This window comes from Pedobacter sp. AC379 (assembly GCF_979258145.1).
Genome location: NZ_OZ409839.1, coordinates 271,498 through 291,476 on the forward strand (window position 1 = coordinate 271,498; position 19,979 = coordinate 291,476).

At 37.0% G+C, this 19,979-nt stretch carries 21 protein-coding genes; 9 read left to right on the plus strand and 12 right to left on the minus strand.

The features are described 5' to 3' along the window. Positions 1 to 14 precede the first annotated feature (14 nt). From ACZZZW_RS01175 to ACZZZW_RS01215, 9 genes are all read right to left on the minus strand, one after another. Positions 15 to 629 carry a hypothetical protein gene (locus ACZZZW_RS01175; RefSeq protein WP_055903015.1) on the minus strand — a complete coding sequence of 205 codons (615 nt, stop codon included), beginning with the start codon at positions 627 to 629 and terminating at the stop codon, positions 15 to 17. Between the two features lie 40 nt (positions 630 to 669). Next, entirely contained in the window at positions 670 to 1,188 is a 519-nt protein-coding gene (locus tag ACZZZW_RS01180; RefSeq protein ID WP_463492057.1) for a DinB family protein, read from the minus strand. A gap of 19 nt (positions 1,189 to 1,207) precedes the next feature. Beyond that, complete coding sequence (locus ACZZZW_RS01185) at positions 1,208 to 1,912, minus strand: DUF4476 domain-containing protein (RefSeq protein WP_463492058.1); 705 nt, start codon at positions 1,910 to 1,912, stop codon at positions 1,208 to 1,210. Positions 1,913 to 1,989: 77 nt separating this feature from the next. After that, a complete protein-coding gene (locus tag ACZZZW_RS01190; protein WP_055903021.1) occupies positions 1,990 to 2,679 on the minus strand; it encodes a YjjG family noncanonical pyrimidine nucleotidase in 690 nt (229 codons plus the stop codon). A 39-nt stretch (positions 2,680 to 2,718) separates the two neighbouring features. Beyond that, a complete protein-coding gene (locus ACZZZW_RS01195) occupies positions 2,719 to 3,036 on the minus strand; it encodes a low molecular weight protein tyrosine phosphatase family protein (RefSeq protein WP_463492059.1) in 318 nt (105 codons plus the stop codon). 56 nt (positions 3,037 to 3,092) lie between these two features. Next, positions 3,093 to 3,737: a uracil phosphoribosyltransferase gene (gene upp, locus ACZZZW_RS01200; RefSeq protein ID WP_055903114.1), complete on the minus strand. Its 645-nt coding sequence runs from the start codon at positions 3,735 to 3,737 to the stop codon at positions 3,093 to 3,095. An 80-nt stretch (positions 3,738 to 3,817) separates the two neighbouring features. Next, positions 3,818 to 5,086, minus strand: a complete 1,269-nt coding sequence (locus tag ACZZZW_RS01205; RefSeq protein WP_463492060.1) for a DUF7033 domain-containing protein — start codon at positions 5,084 to 5,086, stop codon at positions 3,818 to 3,820. A 136-nt stretch (positions 5,087 to 5,222) separates the two neighbouring features. Further along, a complete protein-coding gene (locus ACZZZW_RS01210) occupies positions 5,223 to 5,729 on the minus strand; it encodes a DUF6702 family protein (RefSeq protein WP_463492061.1) in 507 nt (168 codons plus the stop codon). A 43-nt stretch (positions 5,730 to 5,772) separates the two neighbouring features. Beyond that, positions 5,773 to 6,438 (minus strand): class I SAM-dependent methyltransferase, encoded by a 666-nt coding sequence (locus ACZZZW_RS01215; protein ID WP_463492062.1) that lies wholly within the window; start codon positions 6,436 to 6,438, stop codon positions 5,773 to 5,775. Positions 6,439 to 6,682: 244 nt separating this feature from the next. Between ACZZZW_RS01215 and ACZZZW_RS01220 the strand changes: the two genes are divergently transcribed. From ACZZZW_RS01220 to ACZZZW_RS01260, 9 genes are all read left to right on the plus strand, one after another. Next, positions 6,683 to 7,267 (plus strand): HupE/UreJ family protein, encoded by a 585-nt coding sequence (locus ACZZZW_RS01220; protein WP_055903031.1) that lies wholly within the window; start codon positions 6,683 to 6,685, stop codon positions 7,265 to 7,267. A 9-nt stretch (positions 7,268 to 7,276) separates the two neighbouring features. Further along, on the plus strand, positions 7,277 to 9,649 hold the full coding sequence (locus ACZZZW_RS01225) for a M1 family metallopeptidase (RefSeq protein ID WP_463492063.1): 2,373 nt from the start codon (positions 7,277 to 7,279) through the stop codon (positions 9,647 to 9,649). A 195-nt stretch (positions 9,650 to 9,844) separates the two neighbouring features. Then, positions 9,845 to 11,887, plus strand: a complete 2,043-nt coding sequence (uvrB, locus tag ACZZZW_RS01230; protein WP_055903034.1) for an excinuclease ABC subunit UvrB — start codon at positions 9,845 to 9,847, stop codon at positions 11,885 to 11,887. Positions 11,888 to 11,963: 76 nt separating this feature from the next. After that, positions 11,964 to 13,256 (plus strand): DUF3472 domain-containing protein, encoded by a 1,293-nt coding sequence (locus tag ACZZZW_RS01235; RefSeq protein ID WP_463492064.1) that lies wholly within the window; start codon positions 11,964 to 11,966, stop codon positions 13,254 to 13,256. A gap of 51 nt (positions 13,257 to 13,307) precedes the next feature. Beyond that, the gene (locus ACZZZW_RS01240; RefSeq protein ID WP_055903038.1) at positions 13,308 to 13,505 is read left to right on the plus strand and encodes a YwbE family protein; all 198 of its coding nucleotides are present in this window, start codon (positions 13,308 to 13,310) and stop codon (positions 13,503 to 13,505) included. A 124-nt stretch (positions 13,506 to 13,629) separates the two neighbouring features. Then, entirely contained in the window at positions 13,630 to 13,878 is a 249-nt protein-coding gene (locus ACZZZW_RS01245) for a DUF4834 family protein (RefSeq protein ID WP_055903040.1), read from the plus strand. 1,462 nt (positions 13,879 to 15,340) lie between these two features. Further along, a complete protein-coding gene (locus tag ACZZZW_RS01250) occupies positions 15,341 to 15,595 on the plus strand; it encodes a hypothetical protein (RefSeq protein WP_463492065.1) in 255 nt (84 codons plus the stop codon). A gap of 41 nt (positions 15,596 to 15,636) precedes the next feature. Continuing rightward, positions 15,637 to 15,822 (plus strand): hypothetical protein, encoded by a 186-nt coding sequence (locus tag ACZZZW_RS01255; protein WP_463492066.1) that lies wholly within the window; start codon positions 15,637 to 15,639, stop codon positions 15,820 to 15,822. After that, positions 15,823 to 16,971: a radical SAM protein gene (locus ACZZZW_RS01260; protein WP_463492067.1), complete on the plus strand. Its 1,149-nt coding sequence runs from the start codon at positions 15,823 to 15,825 to the stop codon at positions 16,969 to 16,971. A gap of 534 nt (positions 16,972 to 17,505) precedes the next feature. Here the strand turns inward: ACZZZW_RS01260 and ACZZZW_RS01265 are convergent. The 3 genes from ACZZZW_RS01265 to ACZZZW_RS01275 all read right to left on the minus strand — a co-directional run bounded on the left by ACZZZW_RS01265 (position 17,506) and on the right by ACZZZW_RS01275 (position 19,962). Further along, a protein-coding gene (locus ACZZZW_RS01265) for an IS3 family transposase (RefSeq protein ID WP_463492068.1) occupies positions 17,506 to 18,578 on the minus strand; the annotation gives its coding sequence in 2 pieces (ribosomal slippage) (positions 17,506 to 18,317 and positions 18,317 to 18,578; 1,074 coding nt in all). A 220-nt stretch (positions 18,579 to 18,798) separates the two neighbouring features. Then, positions 18,799 to 19,083, minus strand: coding sequence for a hypothetical protein (locus ACZZZW_RS01270; protein ID WP_463492069.1), 285 nt, complete (start codon positions 19,081 to 19,083; stop codon positions 18,799 to 18,801). 51 nt (positions 19,084 to 19,134) lie between these two features. Further along, positions 19,135 to 19,962 (minus strand): hypothetical protein, encoded by an 828-nt coding sequence (locus ACZZZW_RS01275; protein WP_463492070.1) that lies wholly within the window; start codon positions 19,960 to 19,962, stop codon positions 19,135 to 19,137. Positions 19,963 to 19,979: the final 17 nt, after the last annotated feature.

Sequence of the window (19,979 nt, forward strand, 5' to 3'; positions counted from 1 at the left end):
AGTACATATAAAGGTTATTTGCCCTTACCCTTACTTTCCAACACTTTTGTTTCTGTTGTTTTAACTTCGGGCGTTTGCGCAGGGAGCGCATTTACCGATGGAACTGGCTTGCTGTTTAAAGGAGCACCAACTGCAAGGTCGCACCTATGGTTTGGCTGGCCATGCGGTGGGTTTAAACCTTTGGCTGTTTTAATCCCTATCGATTGTTTTACCGCAGGTTGAGTGGTAACCACCTGAGTGGGTTTACTATCAAGAGGCGCGCCGATTGCAATATCACACCGATGACCTGGCTCTCCATGTTTGGGATTTAATTTCTTCCCTGAGGTATTTGCTTGTGTTGTTGCGGGAGTATTATTTGCCTGCTGATTTAGTTTTTGCTGTGGTTGTGCAGCTGCCGCTTGATTTAGTGGTGCACCTACCGCCAAAGCACATGTATGGCCAGCTGCGCCATGCGGTGGATTAAAAATAAGGTTAGTTTTTGAACTTTGGCTTACTGGCTGAATAGTGTTGCTTTTTTGCAAACCCTGCATCCCTGTAGGTGTTGAAATAACCGTTTGAGCAGTTTCTTTTTTTTCGCTATTGCAGGCACAAAGCACAGTAATAATGAGGAGGTAAAAAGCGTTTTTCATGAGACTGAATTTGGGACTACCCAAATATGGCGAAATTAATTTACGCCTGAAAACTCTTTTCTATTCTTTCTAACTGTTTTAAATGGTGTTTTAGATGAATTTCAATAAACCTTAACCATTGTTTAGCATTTAAATAGCCTAACCTGGGGTGTTTGGTTTTACAATCGGGCTTCGCATCGGCAATTAAAGGATAATTATCTTCCAGCGCCTTTTCGAACTCTAAAATAAAATCCAGTGCTTCTGTTTTACTGATCTTTTTTACACGATCTGCCAGGCGTTTGGGCACCTTATATTTTTTTGCAGGCGGAAGAGCACCCAAAAGTAAAATCATTTTTACAATGAAGTGTGTCGGTTTGTTTTCGCCCTTGCCGTTAGCTGCATGCTCCATCGCAATTATAGATAAGAGGCTCGCATCAAAAATATGTGAGTATACTTCGCTGTAACTCCAACCGGCAATTGGGGGTGTACTTTGAAAGATACTGTCGGGATAATTAAATAATTTTGTTTTATAGGCATCGATAATTTTATGTATCGATGCCTTTATTTTTGCCGCTGTCATTTAATAAAGATAGGATGAATTACTGCTTCTCCAAATATTTTAAGAAGTCGTCTTTATTAGATGGGAAAATGAAAACATCAGATACCGTGAAATAATTCTGAGGATCTGCAACGTTTTTATAAAGATTCCTGGCCACTTTCAATCGCTCATCATCAAAGCTGAAAGATTTTAACAAAATTCTTGCCTGAGCGCTTAATAGTGAGGAGTTTTTGCTCACTACATTAATCATTCTTAGTCTGCCATCATCAAAATTTTCCTTTCTGTACTGGTTTAAAAACGCCTGGAAAGCCTCCTCAGAGAGTAATCTGTAATTTAATTCTAGCTGTGGTGGCCTTGGCGGCACAATCCCAGTATTGTAATTTCCGGCATAACCATCAAAATCATTTAGCGCATATTGTCTGTTGCGGAAGATGGTGAGCTGTTTAAAAGTGATTAACCGCTTATTTTCATAACTTAATACAAGCCGCTCTTGCGGAGTAACCCTAAGCCGCTGTTTTAACAATACGGTATTGCCCTGAATAATAGATAGTGTTGGTGCGGTGTTGTATACATCGTAAAAGCGGAACCTCCCATTGGCAGATCCAACGAGTTCATCGTCTAAATACACGCTGTACTTGCCTGGATTAACAATTTGTAAGAATACTTCGGCAGAATTGCCATTGTGTTGAGCGAAAGTTAGGGTAGCAAATAGCATTGCCAATCCTAAAAAGATGGTTTTTTTCATTTTAATTAAGGTTTCATTTGTGTGTGTATTAAACTAATGCTAAACAAATGCCAAAATCAAACAAAAAAGGAGTAAGGCTAAAAAAGTCTTAATAATTCTTCGAGGTGAAGAATTTCTTTATGTACATCATCAGGTTTTTCTTTGCGCATGGGATTGAAAAATATAGCCTCCATCCCAAAGTTTAAAGCACCATAAATATCAGCCTCCAAACTATCGCCAATCATAATGCTTTCTGCTTTAGAGGCCTTGGCTTTATCCAATGCGTACTCGAAAATTAGTGGATTTGGTTTGTTTACGCCTACATCTTCGGAGATAATTACATTTTCGAAATAAGGATTAAGGTTAGAAAGATTCATTTTGGTTAAGGTGGTTTCCTTAAATCCATTGGAAATTATATGCAGGGTATATTTTTGTTTCAAATAAGCCAGAACATTTTCGGCTCCTTCGAAAAGATTGGTTTTGGTAGGTGAAATACTCACATAGTCATCTTCAAACTGATGAGGTACTGCATCTGGATGAATACCCAATTGAATAAAGGTTTTGCTAAAGCGTTCCGACCTTAAAAAATCTTTCGTGATTTTGCCCAGGTGATAATCGGCCCACAACTGGTGATTATTTTCGGTATAAGTGGAGATAAAATCAGAGCAGGATTTTAGGCCAAGCGTATCCAGTTTATACGTTAGGTAAAGCTCGTTCAACGTTTCTTCGGCATTGCGGTCAAAATCCCAAATGGTGTGGTCAAGGTCGAAGAAAATATGTTTTTTCATGAAATAAGTTTTTACAAAGGTAGCCTAATGATTTTTGAATTATAAATAATCATCAACTTTCGCTTTTAACTCTTCAATAAGCATTTCATCCATGTATTGGTAATCGTCAGGAATATCAAGTATAATGATTTCCTTTTGGTAGGTTTCTTCAGCGAAACGCTGCGTAATTCTTTGCTTGTGTTTTTTCTCCATTACAAAAATCAAATCAGCCCACAAAATCAGTTTTGCATTGATTTTAATCCTGGCCGATGGTTCAGTTCCGGCAGATCGTACCTGGTGATCAGCATGGTTTTTATAAATGGTTTCGGCAGTAGCACTTCGCCATTTGTTTCTACTGCATACAAAGAGAATATTCAAGTTTTATTTACTAATGATTAATAACGCTGGGGTAAAAATATAGATTGCAGACCAATTTACACTTTCTCACCGTAAGCCAGGTCGCCAGCATCACCAAGCCCTGGAACAATGTAAGATTTGCTGGTCATTTCTTCATCAATGGCACCCAGCCAGAGTTTCGCCTTTGGCAGGTTGGCACGTACATGTGCTACCCCCTCGGTACTTGCTATTGCGGCAACGATATGAAGTTCTGCTATTTTATAGCGGTTTATAAGCTCTTTACAGCACATTACCATGCTTTGGCCGGTGGCCAACATAGGATCGGCCATAATTAAAACTTTTCCATCAAGATCAGGGGTAGAAATGTAATCCATCTGAATTACAAAATCACCGCTCTTTTTTACTTTCCTGTATGCCGAAATAAAACAGCATTCTGCTTTATCGAAAATATTAAGCAAACCTTGCTGTAAGGGCAAACCGGCCCTGAGTATGGTAGCCATAACCGGCTGTTCTGCCAAAACATTGCAAGGCGAAACACCTAGGGGTGTAGTAATATCTTTGGTTGTGTATTGAAGTGATTTACTGATTTCATAAGCGAAAAACTCACCAAGCCGCTCCAGGTTTTTACGGAAACGCATCGAATCTTTCTGGATATTCTCATCCCGGAGTTCGGCAATAAAGGTATTGGCAATAGATTTTGTTTTGCTCAGATCAAAAATCATAATCATGTTTTCGGTACCCAGGGAATTACCCTGTAATGGTTTAAATTTAAGAATTTTAAGCCAAAATATATTAAACTAAATCAATTACCTGTGTAACTCATCATTTCTGCAAAAAGTAGTTTTAACTTTTTGTATTTAGGGTGGTTAGCTAAACTCTTTAAATGCCAGCTGCTGTAAAAAGTGCCATTTACAACCTTAACCGAATCAATATACCGCCGCAAAATTTTTGTAGCGTCCTGGTGTGGCAAAAACTGAAGAATGTAATCGGTTAAACAATAAGAATTAACAAGCAGGGGCGTTACTTTTTCGAGTTGCAGATCGTACCAGCTAAATGCTGTGCAGGTACCGGCCCTAAAACCAGGTACATTACTGTAACCCATCGAATAATCGGCAGTAATACCTGAGTTGAGAATATTAAGGTAACAAATGGGAAACTTTAAAACTTCCAGTTGCTGACTGCTTGAAGGAACAATATTTGGATGTATCTTTTTAAGTTTCGATAAGCCTTCTTTAATTTCTACCTTTTTTTGCACATCGCTGGCGCAAGGCCTTAATAAACCTAATGATTGGTTAGCTAAAAGCTGTGAAATGCCGCTTATCCGGAGGTATTCTATCGGTACATCTGGAAAATCGGCAAAATAGAGTGGCTTATTTTTCTTTTTGGCAAAAATGTTGTTCGTTTCTTCCAAAACCTTCTCATTATTGATACCAATACCGGTAAGCACATCAAATTTAGAGCTGAGGTAATTGTTCTCTTTTTTAAAAAGTGCACTAAAAACAAATTTAGTCCGGTTTAAAAAGCCATCGGGTATATTGGGCGGTAAACTAAAGTGTATGGTGGGCTGCTGTTGAAATTTCTTTTCGTGAAATTTAAACTCGGGATGTTTTTTCCTGATGATACTTTTAATCATCAGCGCCCACTCATCAATAATCGGCCGCTCTAAAATCCGCCATTTGTGCTGATAACTTTTTGATGGTTTAAAAGCTTCGTCTGTTACTTGCTGATGAAGATATTCTTCGTAACGGGTAACAATAAAAAACGAGGCAGCAAAAATATCAAAGGGTAAAGTAGAATCCTCAACGGGAAAAGGAACCTGGTACTCGCCAAAAGAAATGCTTTTAGGTTTTAGTTCTTCCAGTTTATTGGAGAAAAGCAACGGGGTACTTTTAAAAAAAAGTTCAGCGCCCAATGGCTGTTCGCCATAACTGATCTTAACCTGGTCGCTTTGCAGAAAATATTGGCTATTGCCGGTAAATTCTACTTCGGCCTTAAGTATATCCTTAAAAATAAAATTGAAGATATATTTTATCCTGGGCGTTAATATATTGGAGAAGATGATTAGATGCATAACCTATTTTAACAAACCGGAATTTTAAAACAAAGATTACAAGAAATATTTCTCAGCCAATATTAACAAAACAATACCGCCTAATAAAATTAACGGTAATTTAACACTGAACCGTTATCTAATACAAAAATTACAATTAAAAGTTTGCGCTGAACTTTTTATCAGGGTAAAGAATCTTGGTACTTTTGCGGTTATTCCCTTTCACAATATGCACTATACTCATCTGATCATCAAACATATCGTATAAAATAGTATCGTTCACTTCTACCGATTTTATTGCCGGAATTTTTTCAACTTCGAGGTAGATGTTTGTGGCTTCATGATCGATCTCAAACCCGATGTAATTCATTACGACGGGTTTTCCATTGGCTTTTACCTGTAAATGGGAAAGCAGGTATTTTTTTACCAGTTCATCCATCGCATTCTTCATGTTTGGATTGCTCAAATCGGTTTTCTGCTTATACACCTTAGCCAAAATGGCCTCAAAATCATCCGAAAAAATCTTACAGCTTATCTCCAGCGTTTTATCTTTAGCATTAAAGTTTACTTCGGTTGTACTTACATGAAGCGGATGTTTTATGCCAGCCTCAACAGAGAAAAAGGCACCGCACAAAAGCAGCAGAATATATTTTAATTTATGCATCAATATTTTTGTTTTCAGCAAACAAAGTTAAGAGATAAATCGGCTACTTATTAAATGTAATTAAGGTGTTATGCCCGCGTTGCTCAAGCTGTAAATGTTTAAAATTTAACCTGGCAAATATTTTAGCTAATTTTTTGTGGGAGGGATGGACATGAGTAAATTTAATATTAAAATTTTCGTTAAGCCAATAACTCATTTTCATTGCCATTTTTTTTAATCCTGATTCTTTTTCAAGTTCTTCCTTTAGGTATTTTTCATTGTTAACTATAATAAAACCATACCCGTTTTCTTTTACCAGATTGTAAATGCACTTGGCAAAACGGATGTCGTTAATGCAATAATACCAGCAGATGCGGTTAAAAATTATATCGAATTTCCCATGGGCCTCTTCCAGGTAACCAAGTGAAAAGTTCAGTGCGAGGCTCTCGTTTGCAGCTTTGGTTTTGGCGATATCAAGATAGTTCCGGCTGATATCGTGCCAGGTAACTTTTGCCCCTTTTTTAGCAAAAGCAATGCTATATTGCCCTGGTCCGGCACCGAGATCGAGTATCGTTTTATTTTTAAAATCAGGTACTCGTTCTTTTATTGCCTCTATCACCTCATTATTTAATTTTTGATACTCATTTGCGGCATACTTTTCTGCAAAAGCTTTAGGAACAGGATCGAAACCTTTTTCGGGTTTTTGAAAATAATATTTAAGCCAAAGCATATCGATGATTAAAAAACCAGTATTTCAGGTACCAATATAACTTATTGTTTGTGCAGCTTAAACAACAATCTAGTTTACACCTGTAAACCTTGTAATTGGTTAATAATTGCTGTAAAACATAAAATATTGGTAACAAATTTGGTATTTAGGCTTTTGTTTAATGGATATTTGGTCTTTATGGAATTAAAAATATATTTTTAATCTTTATAATCTATTTTGCCTCCAATAGTTAGCTTATTATTTCATGCCGTTACAAGATTTTATCTTTTATTTCAAACTGGGTTGGGAACATATTATAAGCGCTGATGCTTTAGATCATCAACTTTTTGTTTTAGCATTGGTGGCCATTTACAGCTACAATAATCTGAAACAGGTATTGATACTCGTTACTGCTTTTACCATCGGCCATTCGCTAACCTTACTTTTGAGTGTATTGGACATCATCAGATTCGAAAGCAAATGGGTAGAATTTTTAATTCCCTGCACCATAGTAATTACCGCGATAAGTAATTTATTCAGGAAGAATTTTTCATTAAAATCAGTCAAAATCAATTACTTTCTGGCATTGGGTTTTGGATTGATCCACGGAATGGGTTTTGCAAATTCCATCAGGATTATGCTGGCAAAAGACCAGAACATTGGGTGGGGATTATTTGGTTTTAATGTTGGCTTAGAGGCCGGACAGGTTTTTATGGTGATTATTATTTTATTGGTTACATTTTTTATTTTTAACTATACACGTATAAAACGCACCAGTTGGGTGTTATTTGTATCTGCAGCCGTATTTAGCCTGGCTTTAAAAATGGCTTTGGAAAGAATTCCTCTTTAACAACATATTATGAATAAACTGTATACATTAACTGGCCTTTTACTCTTTTCGGGTAGTTTGGCCATGGCCCAAAACATTTTGAACAATCCGGGCAGTAACCACGGAAACAAGTTTGAGCAATTGGGCACTATTTTACCTACCCCAAATGAACAACGCACAGCCAGTGGTGCACCAGGCGTTAAATATTGGCAGCAACGGGCCGATTACAACATCAAATGTGAGCTGGATGAAAAAAACCTATTGTTAACAGGGTCTGAAACCGTAACCTACACCAATAATTCGCCCGATCCGTTAACCTATATCTGGTTGCAGCTTGACGAAAACGAGCATAGCACCGATAAAAGTGCAAACTATCAGGATGCAACCAAAATGCCAGCTATCGGTACCACCAAAAATTTAGATCAACTTAGTGCAAAGGATAATAATGGTTTTGGGATTAACATTACCAAATTAACAGATGCAACAGGCAAAAACCTAAAGTATACTGTTAATAAAACCATGATGAGGGTGGATTTGCCTGTAGCTTTAAGAACCGGCCAAAAATTAATTTTTAACATTGACTGGAACTATAAAATTACCGACAGAATGAGCGTTGGAGGCCGTGGCGGATATGAATTTTTTCCAAATGATGGGAATTACCTGTTCACCATGACTCAGTGGTACCCACGTTTATGTGTATATAGCGATTTCCAGGGATGGCAGAACCATCAATTTACCGGCAGAGGAGAATTTGCGTTAACTTTTGGTGATTTTAAAGTACAAATGACTGTTCCGGCAGATCACTTGGTAGGTTCAACAGGCGAATGTATCAATTACAGCGCTGTTCTAAATCCAACACAATTGGCCAGATACAATTCTGCTAAAACCGCAGCTGCACCCGTAGAAATTCAAACGCTTGCAGAGGCCAAAACTGCAGAAACCAAAAAATCGACCGCTAAAAAAACATGGGTTTTTAATGCCAATAATGTGCGCGATTTCGCCTGGACTTCTTCACGAAAGTTTATCTGGGATGCGATGCCTCAAAAAATTCAGGCCAACAACAACACCGTAATGTGTATGAGTTTTTATGGAAAAGAAGCCTATAGTTTATACAGCAAATTTTCTACCCGCGCAGTTGCCCACACCATTAAAACTTATTCAGATTTCACCATTCCTTACCCATATCCTGTTGCCCAAAGCATTGAGGCGGCCAACGGAATGGAATATCCGATGATCTGTTTCAACTACGGCCGTACCGATGCTGACGGAACATATAGTGAAAGCACTAAAAACGGCATGTTGGGCGTGGTAATTCACGAAGTTGGGCACAACTTTTTCCCGATGATTGTTAACAGTGATGAACGCCAGTGGACCTGGATGGATGAAGGGCTGAATTCTTTTGTAGAATACTTAACAGAGGAACTTTGGGACAATAAATTTCCGAGCAAAAAAGGGCCGGCATATACCATTGTTGATTACATGAAACTGCCTAAGGATGAATTGGAGCCGATTATGAGCAATTCTGAAAACATTGCACGTTTTGGTCCGAATGCCTATTCAAAACCTGCAACGGGTTTAAACATCCTACGCGAAACAATTATGGGCCGAGACCTTTTCGATTATGCCTTTAAAGAATATTCAAGAAGATGGGCATTTAAACACCCTGAACCTGCCGACCTTTTCCGTACGATGGAAGATGCCAGTGGAGAAGATTTAGATTGGTTTTGGAGAGGTTGGTTTTATGGAACCGATCCATGTGACATTTCTTTGGATAGCGTAAAATTTGCAAAGGCAGATTTCCCTAAAGAAGTACCTGCGGCAAGATCAAGAATGGTAAAAATAGATAAGCCTGCAGTGAATGCTTTTGAGGATATTTCGAAAATCAGAAACCGTGAAGATAAAAAAATCAACTTCTATACCGATAAAAATACCGCAGCCCAAGATTTTTATTACAAGTATGATAGAGGCCTGGTTACTGTTGATACTACAATTTCATCAAAGATGGATATAACTCCACCTGTAGAAGTTGTTGCAGATGCAGATCAAAGTAAATACAACAATAAATTCTTGTATGAGTTAAGTTTTAGCAACAAAGGTGGCTTGGTTATGCCTGTTATTGTAGAATTTACTTATAAAGATGGAACAAAAGAAATAGACCGTATACCGGCACAGATTTGGAGACATAATGAATTGAAAACTTCTAAATTTTATGTAAAAGATAAAGAAGTGGCTTCTATATTAGTTGATCCATTACGCGAAACCGCTGATATTGATACCACAAACAATAGTTGGGGAGGTAAAGCCAAAGAAAGCAAGTTTAAAGTTTATAAAGCAAAAACCGGTGGGGCAGTAAGAGGCCAATCTGTTGGCAAAAACCCAATGCAGGCGGCTACGGGTAAATAAAAGATTCCCGCGCTTATTCTAAGCGATGATAATTTAGACCGTAGCGGAGAATTTAATTATTGCCAGTTACCAGCGAAGTATTAAGATTGCAACTAATCCCCCGTTGAAAAAAATCAACGGGGATTTTATTTTCCAACTTTCCTGACTTTCGCCTGTTTTACTCTTTACAGCCTAAACCGTATATTTGATATACTCATGAAATTTAAAATCACTTCAGAATATCAGCCCACCGGAGACCAGCCCAGCGCAATAAAACAATTGGTTGATGGTGTAAATGCAAACGAACATTATCAAACGTTATTGGGGGTTACAGGATCGGGAAAAACATTTACTGTGGCCAACGTGATTGAACAGACGCAAAAGCCTACTTTGATTTTAAGTCACAATAAAACCCTGGCGGCGCAGCTCTACGGCGAGTTTAAAAATTTCTTTCCCGAAAACTCTGTTAATTATTTTGTTTCCTATTACGATTACTATCAGCCCGAAGCCTTTATCGCCTCTAGCAATACCTATATTGAAAAAGACCTCAGTATAAACGAAGAGATTGAAAAGCTTCGGTTACGCACTACATCTTCGCTAATGAGCGGAAGGCGCGATATTATTGTCGTATCTTCTATTTCCTGCATTTATGGTATGGGTAATCCCGAAGATTTCTCTAGAATGGTTTTCCGTTTTGGCGTAGGCTTACGGATTTCACGAAATGCTTTTTTACATAGTTTAGTAGAAATTCTATATTCACGTACCACAACCGAGTTCAAACGCGGAACTTTTAGGGTTAAGGGTGATACTGTAGATATTTTCCCTGCCTATCTTGATCATGCCTACCGCATTTCCTTTTTCGGGGATGATATTGAAGAACTTTCAGCAATTGATCCAGTTTCGGGCAAAACGTTGGAAAAACTTGAAGATATGGCCATTTATCCTGCAAATCTTTTTGTTACGCCAAAAGATAGGTTCAACTCTTCCATCTGGGGAATTCAGGAAGAACTGGAAATCCGTAAAAACCAGCTCATTGCCGACCGACATTTGCTGGAAGCGAAAAGATTGGAAGAAAGGACGAATTTCGATATCGAGATGATGAAAGAACTGGGTTATTGTTCGGGTATCGAAAATTATTCGCGTTTTTTTGATGGAAGACAGCCTGGTATGCGTCCTTTTTGTTTGCTGGATTATTTCCCGGAAGATTATTTAATGGTAATTGACGAAAGCCACGTTACCGTTCCACAGATCAGGGCGATGTACGGTGGGGATAGATCGCGTAAATTATCATTGGTTGAATACGGTTTCCGTTTACCAGCAGCACTTGATAACCGGCCTTTAAACTTTAACGAATTTGAAGCTCTTGCTCCGCAAACCATTTATGTGAGTGCAACGCCTGCGGAATACGAACTGGAAAAATCGGAAGGTGTAGTGGTAGAGCAGGTAATCAGACCTACAGGGTTACTTGATCCTGTGATTGAAATCAGACCGGCAATAAATCAGGTTGATGATTTACTGGATGAAATTGACCTAACCATAAAGGATGGCGGACGTATTCTGGTAACTACTTTGACTAAACGGATGGCCGAGGAGTTAACCAAATATCTAGACCGTTTAAATATTAAAACCAGGTATATCCACTCCGAAATTAAAACCCTTGAACGTGTGGAAATCCTGCGTGGTTTACGCCTTGGAGAATTTGATGTTTTAGTGGGAATTAACCTTTTACGTGAAGGTTTAGATTTACCGGAAGTAACTTTGGTTGCTATTTTAGATGCCGATAAAGAGGGCTTCCTGCGCTCGGAGAAATCTTTAATACAGACTATTGGCCGTGCTGCCCGTAATGACAGGGGGCGTGTGATTATGTATGCTGACGGAATTACCGAAAGTATGGAAAAAACCATTTCAGAAACGAACAGACGTAGAGATATACAGATTGCATATAACCTTGAGCACGGAATTACCCCAAAAACCGTCGGAAAATCAAGGGAAGCCATTTTAGAGCAGACCTCTGTACTTGATTTCTCTCAAAAAGCAAGCGATAACAAAGCAAGAGCTTATGTAGAAAATGCCGAAATCAGCATTGCTGCAGATCCAATAGTGCAATATATGGGAAAAGCAGAAATGCAACGCGCTATCGATACCACCCGTAAGGATATGCAGAAAGCAGCAAAAGATATGGACTTTTTACAAGCCGCAAAACTGCGTGATGAAATGTTTGCCTTGGAGAAAATGTTTAACGAAAAGTTTGGCAAGTAACGATTTGGTTTTATAGCATGATTTTTAGATAATTTAGCCTACAATTGCTTTCAATAAGTTATCTAAAAATCATTCAATGAAATCTTTTAAACTATCAGCACTGATCGTACTCGGTGCTATGGGTCTGAAAAGTCAGGCCCAAAATGTTCCGGCAATCTCCCTGCCGCTCGGTGGTAATGCCTACAGCTCCTTACACCAGGATGCTGAGAGAAGTTTATCCAATCAGGGAATCGTAAACTGGAGCAATCCGAACGAATACTTTACGGCTTACTTCAGGGTTGGAAAGCCAGGTACATTGGTCATTTCGCTTAGCGAAAAGCCAGTTATTGAAGGGCGGGGAACTTTGGAATTCTCCATTAACAATCAACCCAAAAAAGTAAATTTCGATGAATCGAGATCTTTCGATGGTAAAATTGGGGAATGGACGATTAAAGATACCGGATATGTTGCCATTGCCATTAAAGGGATAAATAAAAGTGGTGCAAAATTTCCTTCCATCCCAAGTTTAATTCTCAGCGGAACGGCAACAGAAGGCAAAACTGCTTATGTCAAAAATAATGAAGGAAATTTCTTCCACTGGGGCAGACGCGGTCCATCTGTTCACCTAAACTATTTACAGCCTGAAAATGTAAATGCAGAATGGTATTACAACGAGGTGACTGTACCAAAAGGAGAAGATATTCTTGGTTCATACTTTATGGCCTGTGGTTTTGGGGAAGGATATTTTGGTATGCAGGTAAACAGCCCGACAGAAAGGCACATCTTGTTTTCAGTATGGAGTCCTTTTAATACCGATGATCCGAAAAGCATTCCAGAATCGCACAAAATTAAAATGCTTAAAAAAGGAGAAAGTGTACATACAGGTGAATTTGGAAATGAAGGTGCTGGCGGTCAGAGTTACTTAAACTACATGTGGAAAACAGGAAATACCTATAAATTTTTGCTACATGGTGTGCCCGGAAACGATAGCATCACTACATATACTGCTTATTTCTTCGCTCCAGAAATGAATAAATGGAAGTTAATTGCCAGTTTTACCAGGCCACAGACTAAAACTTATCTAAAACGATTCCATTCCTTTTTAGAAAATTTCTCGCCCGTTCAGGGAGATTTATCCAGAAAAGTTTTATTCAACAATCAATGGATCTGCGACGATAGAGGCAAGTGGACTGAATTAAATTCTGCACGTTTTACAACTGATAATACTGGCGCAAAAGGATATAGAATGGATTACCAGGGAGGAATAGACCAAGGTTTATTTTACTTAAAAAATGGAGGATTCTTTAATAATTATACCTCCCCAAGAAAAATTTTCAATAGAAACGCTACAGGTAAAAAACCTGAAATAGAATTCAGCAAATTACCTTAACATTCGAAATATTTATGGATTTTTGCGGCTTTAATTATTTATTTAACATAAATGGACGGGCAAAATAGAAAAGACATTTATCCGGGTTTAGAAGTCGGAATTATATTGAAGAAAGATCAGCGATCTGGAAATGTTACTTATGGCGTTGTAAAAGATCTGCTTACATCATCGGCATTTCATTCGAGAGGAATAAAGGTAAGACTCGAAGATGGACAGGTGGGCCGCGTTACTGAAATTATTGAGGATTAGCAGATATTAAAACTTTTACAAGCCAATTTGCGTATTATATTGTAATGGAAATGCAATTAAAGGCGAAAAAAGTAACAAAATAAATTTCCTGACGTCTATATTTGTAACAACAGTAATTTAAAGAATGGCATTAGTAAAATTCATATTCATAACGATATTGGTACTCTGGCTAATCAGAATGTTGATTAGGCTGATTCTTCCAATGCTGTTTAATAACCTGGCGGGCAAAATGCAGAGTCAGGCTACCGGGCAGCAGCAACAAAGGCGATCGAAACCTGAAGGTTCTATTTCTATAGATTATATGCCTCCAAAACCCGATCAAAGTAAAACAGATAAACTCGGCGACTTCGTAGATTACGAGGAAGTAAAATAAAAAGAACCCTGAACTTGCTTCAGGGTTCTTTTGTTTAAAGTAAACAACACTCACTCTGTCCTCACAAATTGCTCAATCTCTAATAACTTCATAATAGTTTTCAAATAATTGTTAAAAATTAATCTCAATAATTTATTACGATAAGTCCATTTACCCTAATTTTATTACAACTTGCAAGAAAATTTACCCTAATTCTGTGACAAGAAATGAGATATTTTACCCTAATTTTGTGACGGAATATAACATTGCACCTTAAAGTTTGTTCATGTCAAATTGGATAATATTTACAGACTTCTAAAAGATGATTTGCCAAAATAATCGTAAATTATTAGCGATAAGTGGCCGCCAAGCGCATTCGAGTATGTAGAAAGAAACCGATCAAAGTTAAACGAGAAATTTCTGAGAACAATTCACTAGCATCGTAAATCAATAGTAACTCTAGTCTTTTGCTGTGCATTTTAATTTAATATTTAACTCTGAATAAAGTTTAAACCTTTTCTGAAGTATTTATTGTAATGCCCTGACCTGAAAATTTTGCCTACTATTTCGGATCATGTAAAAACGACCATTCAATCATTTAAAGGATCAATGTTAGGCCTTCTTATTGAAAAGATTATATCTTAATCAGTAACTGCGGTATATCTATTTAAAATTATCTGAAGTAAAAATGAAGGCATGTTAATACGATTCTGAGGATGGGGAAGAATCATCTGAAGAGCTTAACAAATGATCATGCAAAGATAACAACTGGCGCTCTAAATATACTGTCAAGTAATTAAGTGTATTTTATATGTAATCTAGTGTTGGTCCCGACGATAAAAAATTCATCCTTAGGACATATTTGAAATGAGTCATAGGTGTTCAAAAATGGGCATATTGAATCAATTTTCTTTCCCTTTTATTTACCCTAAGTGCTATTCCTAGCTTTAGTAGCGTAAAGAAATCGGCTTAAGTTTCTTTTTGAGTTATCTTTTAGACTTTATAACTACAACGGGTAAAAATAAAAGCAAAAATATAAAAATAAAGTTAGTCGGTGAGACGCTTTTAAGCCACGTAATACAATTATCAGATAAATAGCTTTCCAAAACTTGGTAAAGAAGATAAAAGTGATCGTTATTATAAGCGAACAATATCTTTTTTGAAGCATTGTATTATGAGTTAGCCAAACGTTACCTCAGCTTTTGTCGGACAGCCGAACAACGAGCTTAACTGTAAAAGAACTTTTTCATCGTAGATTCCACCACCATCCGGCTATTTAAGGATATCCTGAAAGGTGTAGGCAGCAACCCTAAGAATAATGGCAAAAATAAAGGCGGCTTAAAGTTGCACATGCAAACTATTGAATGTATAAAAGTTGTATAATATGTAAAATAAATTACCAGATTCATTCACAACTTTATAACGATCAAAAAATTTTACAATGTTTATGCTATTTTTATATAAAATTAGTAATCAAACACTTATGGGAACAAAACTTACAACGTCATACATTGACGCGCACATGGGAGATAATCAAGAGGTCTACCTAGAAATTGGAAAAAAAATTGGTGACGCAATTTTAAATGACGCGAAATTTCAAATCGAAAAAAATGGCGAATCCGAAAAAATCACATTACACCCCACAATTGAAATAGAAGCCTATGACGAACAGGGTTGTGTTACTGTGTCATATACCGATTCTCAAGGCAATACATTTACATACCATAGGAATACTTAAAGTAATTATGTAATAGAACTCTACATTAAAATCATAATAAAATGGAGCAAACAAACAAACTTGCCGATCTGCTACAGCAATTGCAGGATCAAGGATATACTGTAAAAGAGATTAAAGACTCTAATCTTGGTGAAAATAGCGCTATTTCCAAAGAAGCGCTTGACAAACTGAATTTGAACGAGAGTCCTGGTTTTGATGCATTTGTCGCATGGTCTAAAAACTTTTAAATGAAATCATTAGAAGTTATTTTGAAAATAGCAGAAAGGTGCAATATTAATTGCTCTTATTGCTATTTTTTCAATGGACAAGATGACTCTTATAAAAGTCATGCAAAGACAATAACCATTAACACTGTAAAAGACATAGCGGCTTTCTTAGCAGAAGGTTGTAAAAAATTAGGAATAGAATATTTGCAAATAGATTTTCATGGCGGTGAACCGTTAATAATGAATAAAATACTATTCGTAAGAATGGTTAATATTTTTAAAAAGAGTTTTTCATCTAATGTTAAACTAGAGTTCTGTCTTCAAACAAATGCCATGCTTATTGATGAGGATTGGATAAATATTTTTTCCCTATTCGACATCAAATTATCAACTAGTCTTGACGGAACAAAATCAGAAAATGACATCGGTCGAATCCATTTCGATGGAAGTGGGACATATGATGAAACTATAAAAGGGCTGAAACTTCTTGATGCGGCAGTCAAAAGTGGCAAAATCGCTCCATATGGATTGATCTGTGTAATTAACCCAGAAAATTCATCTAGAAAGATTTTTAACCATTTTACTAAAGAGTTAAATCTAAAGTTAATTGATTTTTTGCTCCCTGATGATAATCATGAAACCTATAATATAAAGCATACTGGAAAATATAAGGAATATCTTACCGCACTTTTTGATGAATGGTTTAATGATGATGTTCCAACGATAAAAGTCAGATTTCTCAATTCTGTTATCTCGCTCTTGCTAGGGGGTTCATCTTTAGTATCTGGCTTAGGCATAGCTAACACAAACGCAATCACAATATCTTCAAATGGTGATTTAAGTCCAGACGATATTTTGAGATCTAGCGGAACAATAATTCACACAGGATTCAATGTGACGAATATTTCATTATATGATTTCACCATTTATATGAATAGCATCTTAGACGAGGAAATCAACAGCAAACTTTCAATTGATTGCAAGGAATGTTGTTGGCTAAAAGTTTGCGGTAGCACTCATCCGGTCCACCGATTTTCGTCCAAAAACGGATACGTTAACAAATCAGTTTACTGTGATGATCTTAAACCATTTTTCGCACATGTAACTAGCGCATTATTGATGAAAGGCTTGAAATTTACTGAACTGAAAAAGAATCTCTCTATTCTCTAGGGAATTTGGGGATACAATTTACACTAATATCTGTTAAAGTAATTCATATGTTTGTACCTTAACGATTAACAATTATTGTTGGTCTACTAAGTAAATATTTCCACGTTACCCTTATTTAACATCGTTAGCACCTACATCGTTGTATATTGAAGATGGCTTTCAGAAATCTACGGATATGTGACTACTGTAGATAGGGCCAATCTAATCAAGCAAAATTATTGCCCGAGCGCAACGATAATTCTAGACTTGGAACTTACCCTGAACTAAACTACAATCGATCGCCTCGGCAAAGAAAACACCATTAAAAGGGGAAAATTAATTCTGAGTTAATCCTCAGTTTCTATTTCGAATGATTTAGATTAGTCCAATGTGAGATAAGAATTGTGCCATATTATTCTATTATGATATTTAGCAAAAGCGTTAAGGCATCTGGAACCAACAATTTAAGAGCCAGAAACTTTTGGGATAGCAGTAGGTTATTTCAATATGTAGGCTCCCCTGTTTTTCAGACCATTCAAAAGTATAATTTTGTCCTCAAATTTCCTGTAATAAATCTACAGGAGATTTGAAGTTCAATGCTTGATGTGGTCGATGGTAATTGTAATCCATCATCCATTCCTCTACTTTCTCCCTTACATCATCCAGGGAGTGAAATATGTATGCATTTAGCAATTCTCTTCTGATGCTTCCATTCAATCTTTCAATATACGCGTTCTGTGTTGGCTCTCCTGGCTGAATAAAAACTAGTTCAACATTGTTTTCCTTTGCCCATTCATCCAACTTATGCGAGATGAACTCCGGCCCATTATCCATTCTTATTTTTTTTGGAAGTGCCCTATATTGTTTCAACTCATCCAACGCTCTGATAACCCGCAAGGACGGCAGTGAATAATCTATCTCCATAGCTAGCATCTCTCTGTTGTAATCATCAGCGATGTTCAACAACCTAAATTTCCTTCCATTCCAAAGCGCATCGCTCATAAAATCCATGGACCATACCTCATTTATAGTTTCTGGTACAGACAAAGGCTTTTTGACTCTTTCTGGCAGCCTCTTTTTTGCCCTGCGGCGGATATTAAGCCTCATTGATGTATAAATCCTATAAATCTTTTTATGGTTCCATTTAAGCCCTTTTCGACGCAATCGGTAGTAACACTGCCAGAAGCCTATGGAGACGTGCTTTTCAACAAGAAGTGAAAGCGCATCAACTACTTCACTATCATCCCGTCGTTTATGTTGATAATAATGTTTGCTGCGGTTCAATCCAACGCATTTACAGGCCTGACGATGGCTTATCCTTTTTACCATTTCATCCACTAAATCCCTTTTTTCGTCAGGCGTTAAAGCTTTTTTTCTACAGCCTCCTTGAAAACTTCATGCACGAGGCTAAGATTAGCATACATTTTCTTTAAACGTGCATTTTCTTCCTCCAATGCCTTAAGTTTTGACAACTCTTTTACTTCCATTCCGCCATATCTCTGGCGCCATTTGTAAAAGGCTGCTGTACTTATTCCTAACTCTCTGCAGAGATCGTGCACATTCTTGCCATTCTCATGTTCCTTGATTGCCTTTACAATCTGGGATTCCGTAAACTTGATTCTTTTCATATTGCCAATTAAAATTAATAGTTTTTCTAATAGCCTCGCTGCGCTCGGTCTAGAATTATACTTTTAACTGGTCTGAATTTGGGGAAGTGCACACAATCTAAGCACTGGTTTAATACTATAAGTGAGTTTCATTGTATTCGTTATTAGGCTGGAAAGTTCCAGCGAGTTTTTTGTTTTCTAAAATTTTCTTGTATAAATATTTTAAGGGTAATATTAAGAGTTAGTTATACCCCCTCGACTTACCTTTGGCTTTGAGGTAAAACATTATAGAAGCTCTATCATTTAGCTCAATGAATTCTATCAATCGGGACTCCACATAGTCCAAAAAGCTTTCTTCAATTTCCGTTACTTTAGTTCCAAATTCTTCATCGATCTTTAACCATTCGTAAAATTGAGTTCTTCCAATTCTAGCCTTTCTACAAGCAATAGTTTTTATTCCATAATTTTCCGCCAATAAGCACAAAACCTCTTTTTTTTTATCTTCAATTGTTCTTTTAGTTTTCATCACTTATAAATTTTCGTTTCTTTCCAACCATCTTTGAGAATGTTTTAGCTCCTAATCTGGTGGTAGACACAGTCTCATTCCTGAATTGTTATAATAAACTATTGTGTATCTATATCCACCTAGTGCTTTTACCATATCGGTTACACCATGCAAATATTTTTGACCATCAAACAATAAAATAAATTCGTCTTGACAAGCAAAGCCAATGTTTAATTCAGGTAAAATGAGTTCTCCTCCCGCAACATTTTCCTTTAAAATTATCATACAGGATAATCCATCCTTTGTATTTGCTTGATCAAAATGGTAGCCCATAGCACAATCTTTATTGACAACAGCACTTGTAAATGGCGAACCTTTAATAATATAGTTTTTATCTATTTTCATTTGTCCGACAACACTTTGTTTTACCTGTCGTGCATATTGGTTAGAAAAATATTTCTTATAAGCACGTGCTATCGTTTTTCCATAATCCAAAAACACGTTATGCTGATTTGGGAAATTGTAAGATAGTCCAGCCAGTTTACAAATGTTATCTCTTAAAGGATTACGAGGAACAGCATTGATATTTACTGTGGTTGTTGGCATTCCATTTGTCCGCTTATATGTTTCAAACCTAAGTTGACAACAAGTTTCAAGAAGGTCTGATTTTATAAGATTAGCTTTCTTGTAAATAGCTATAAGGGTTTCATCCATGGATATTCCGACCCATACTACACCACCCATTCCGAGGCATAGTGCACCAGTCATTCCGAGCCAAAGTACACCAGTTTTTGTTTGAGGTAATAAAATATTCCGAGGCAAAGTGCACCATTTTTGGTTCATTTCAGGATTATTTTTCTCTGCCATTCCGACACATACTGCACCACTATATTTAACCATATCATGCAATTGGGCAT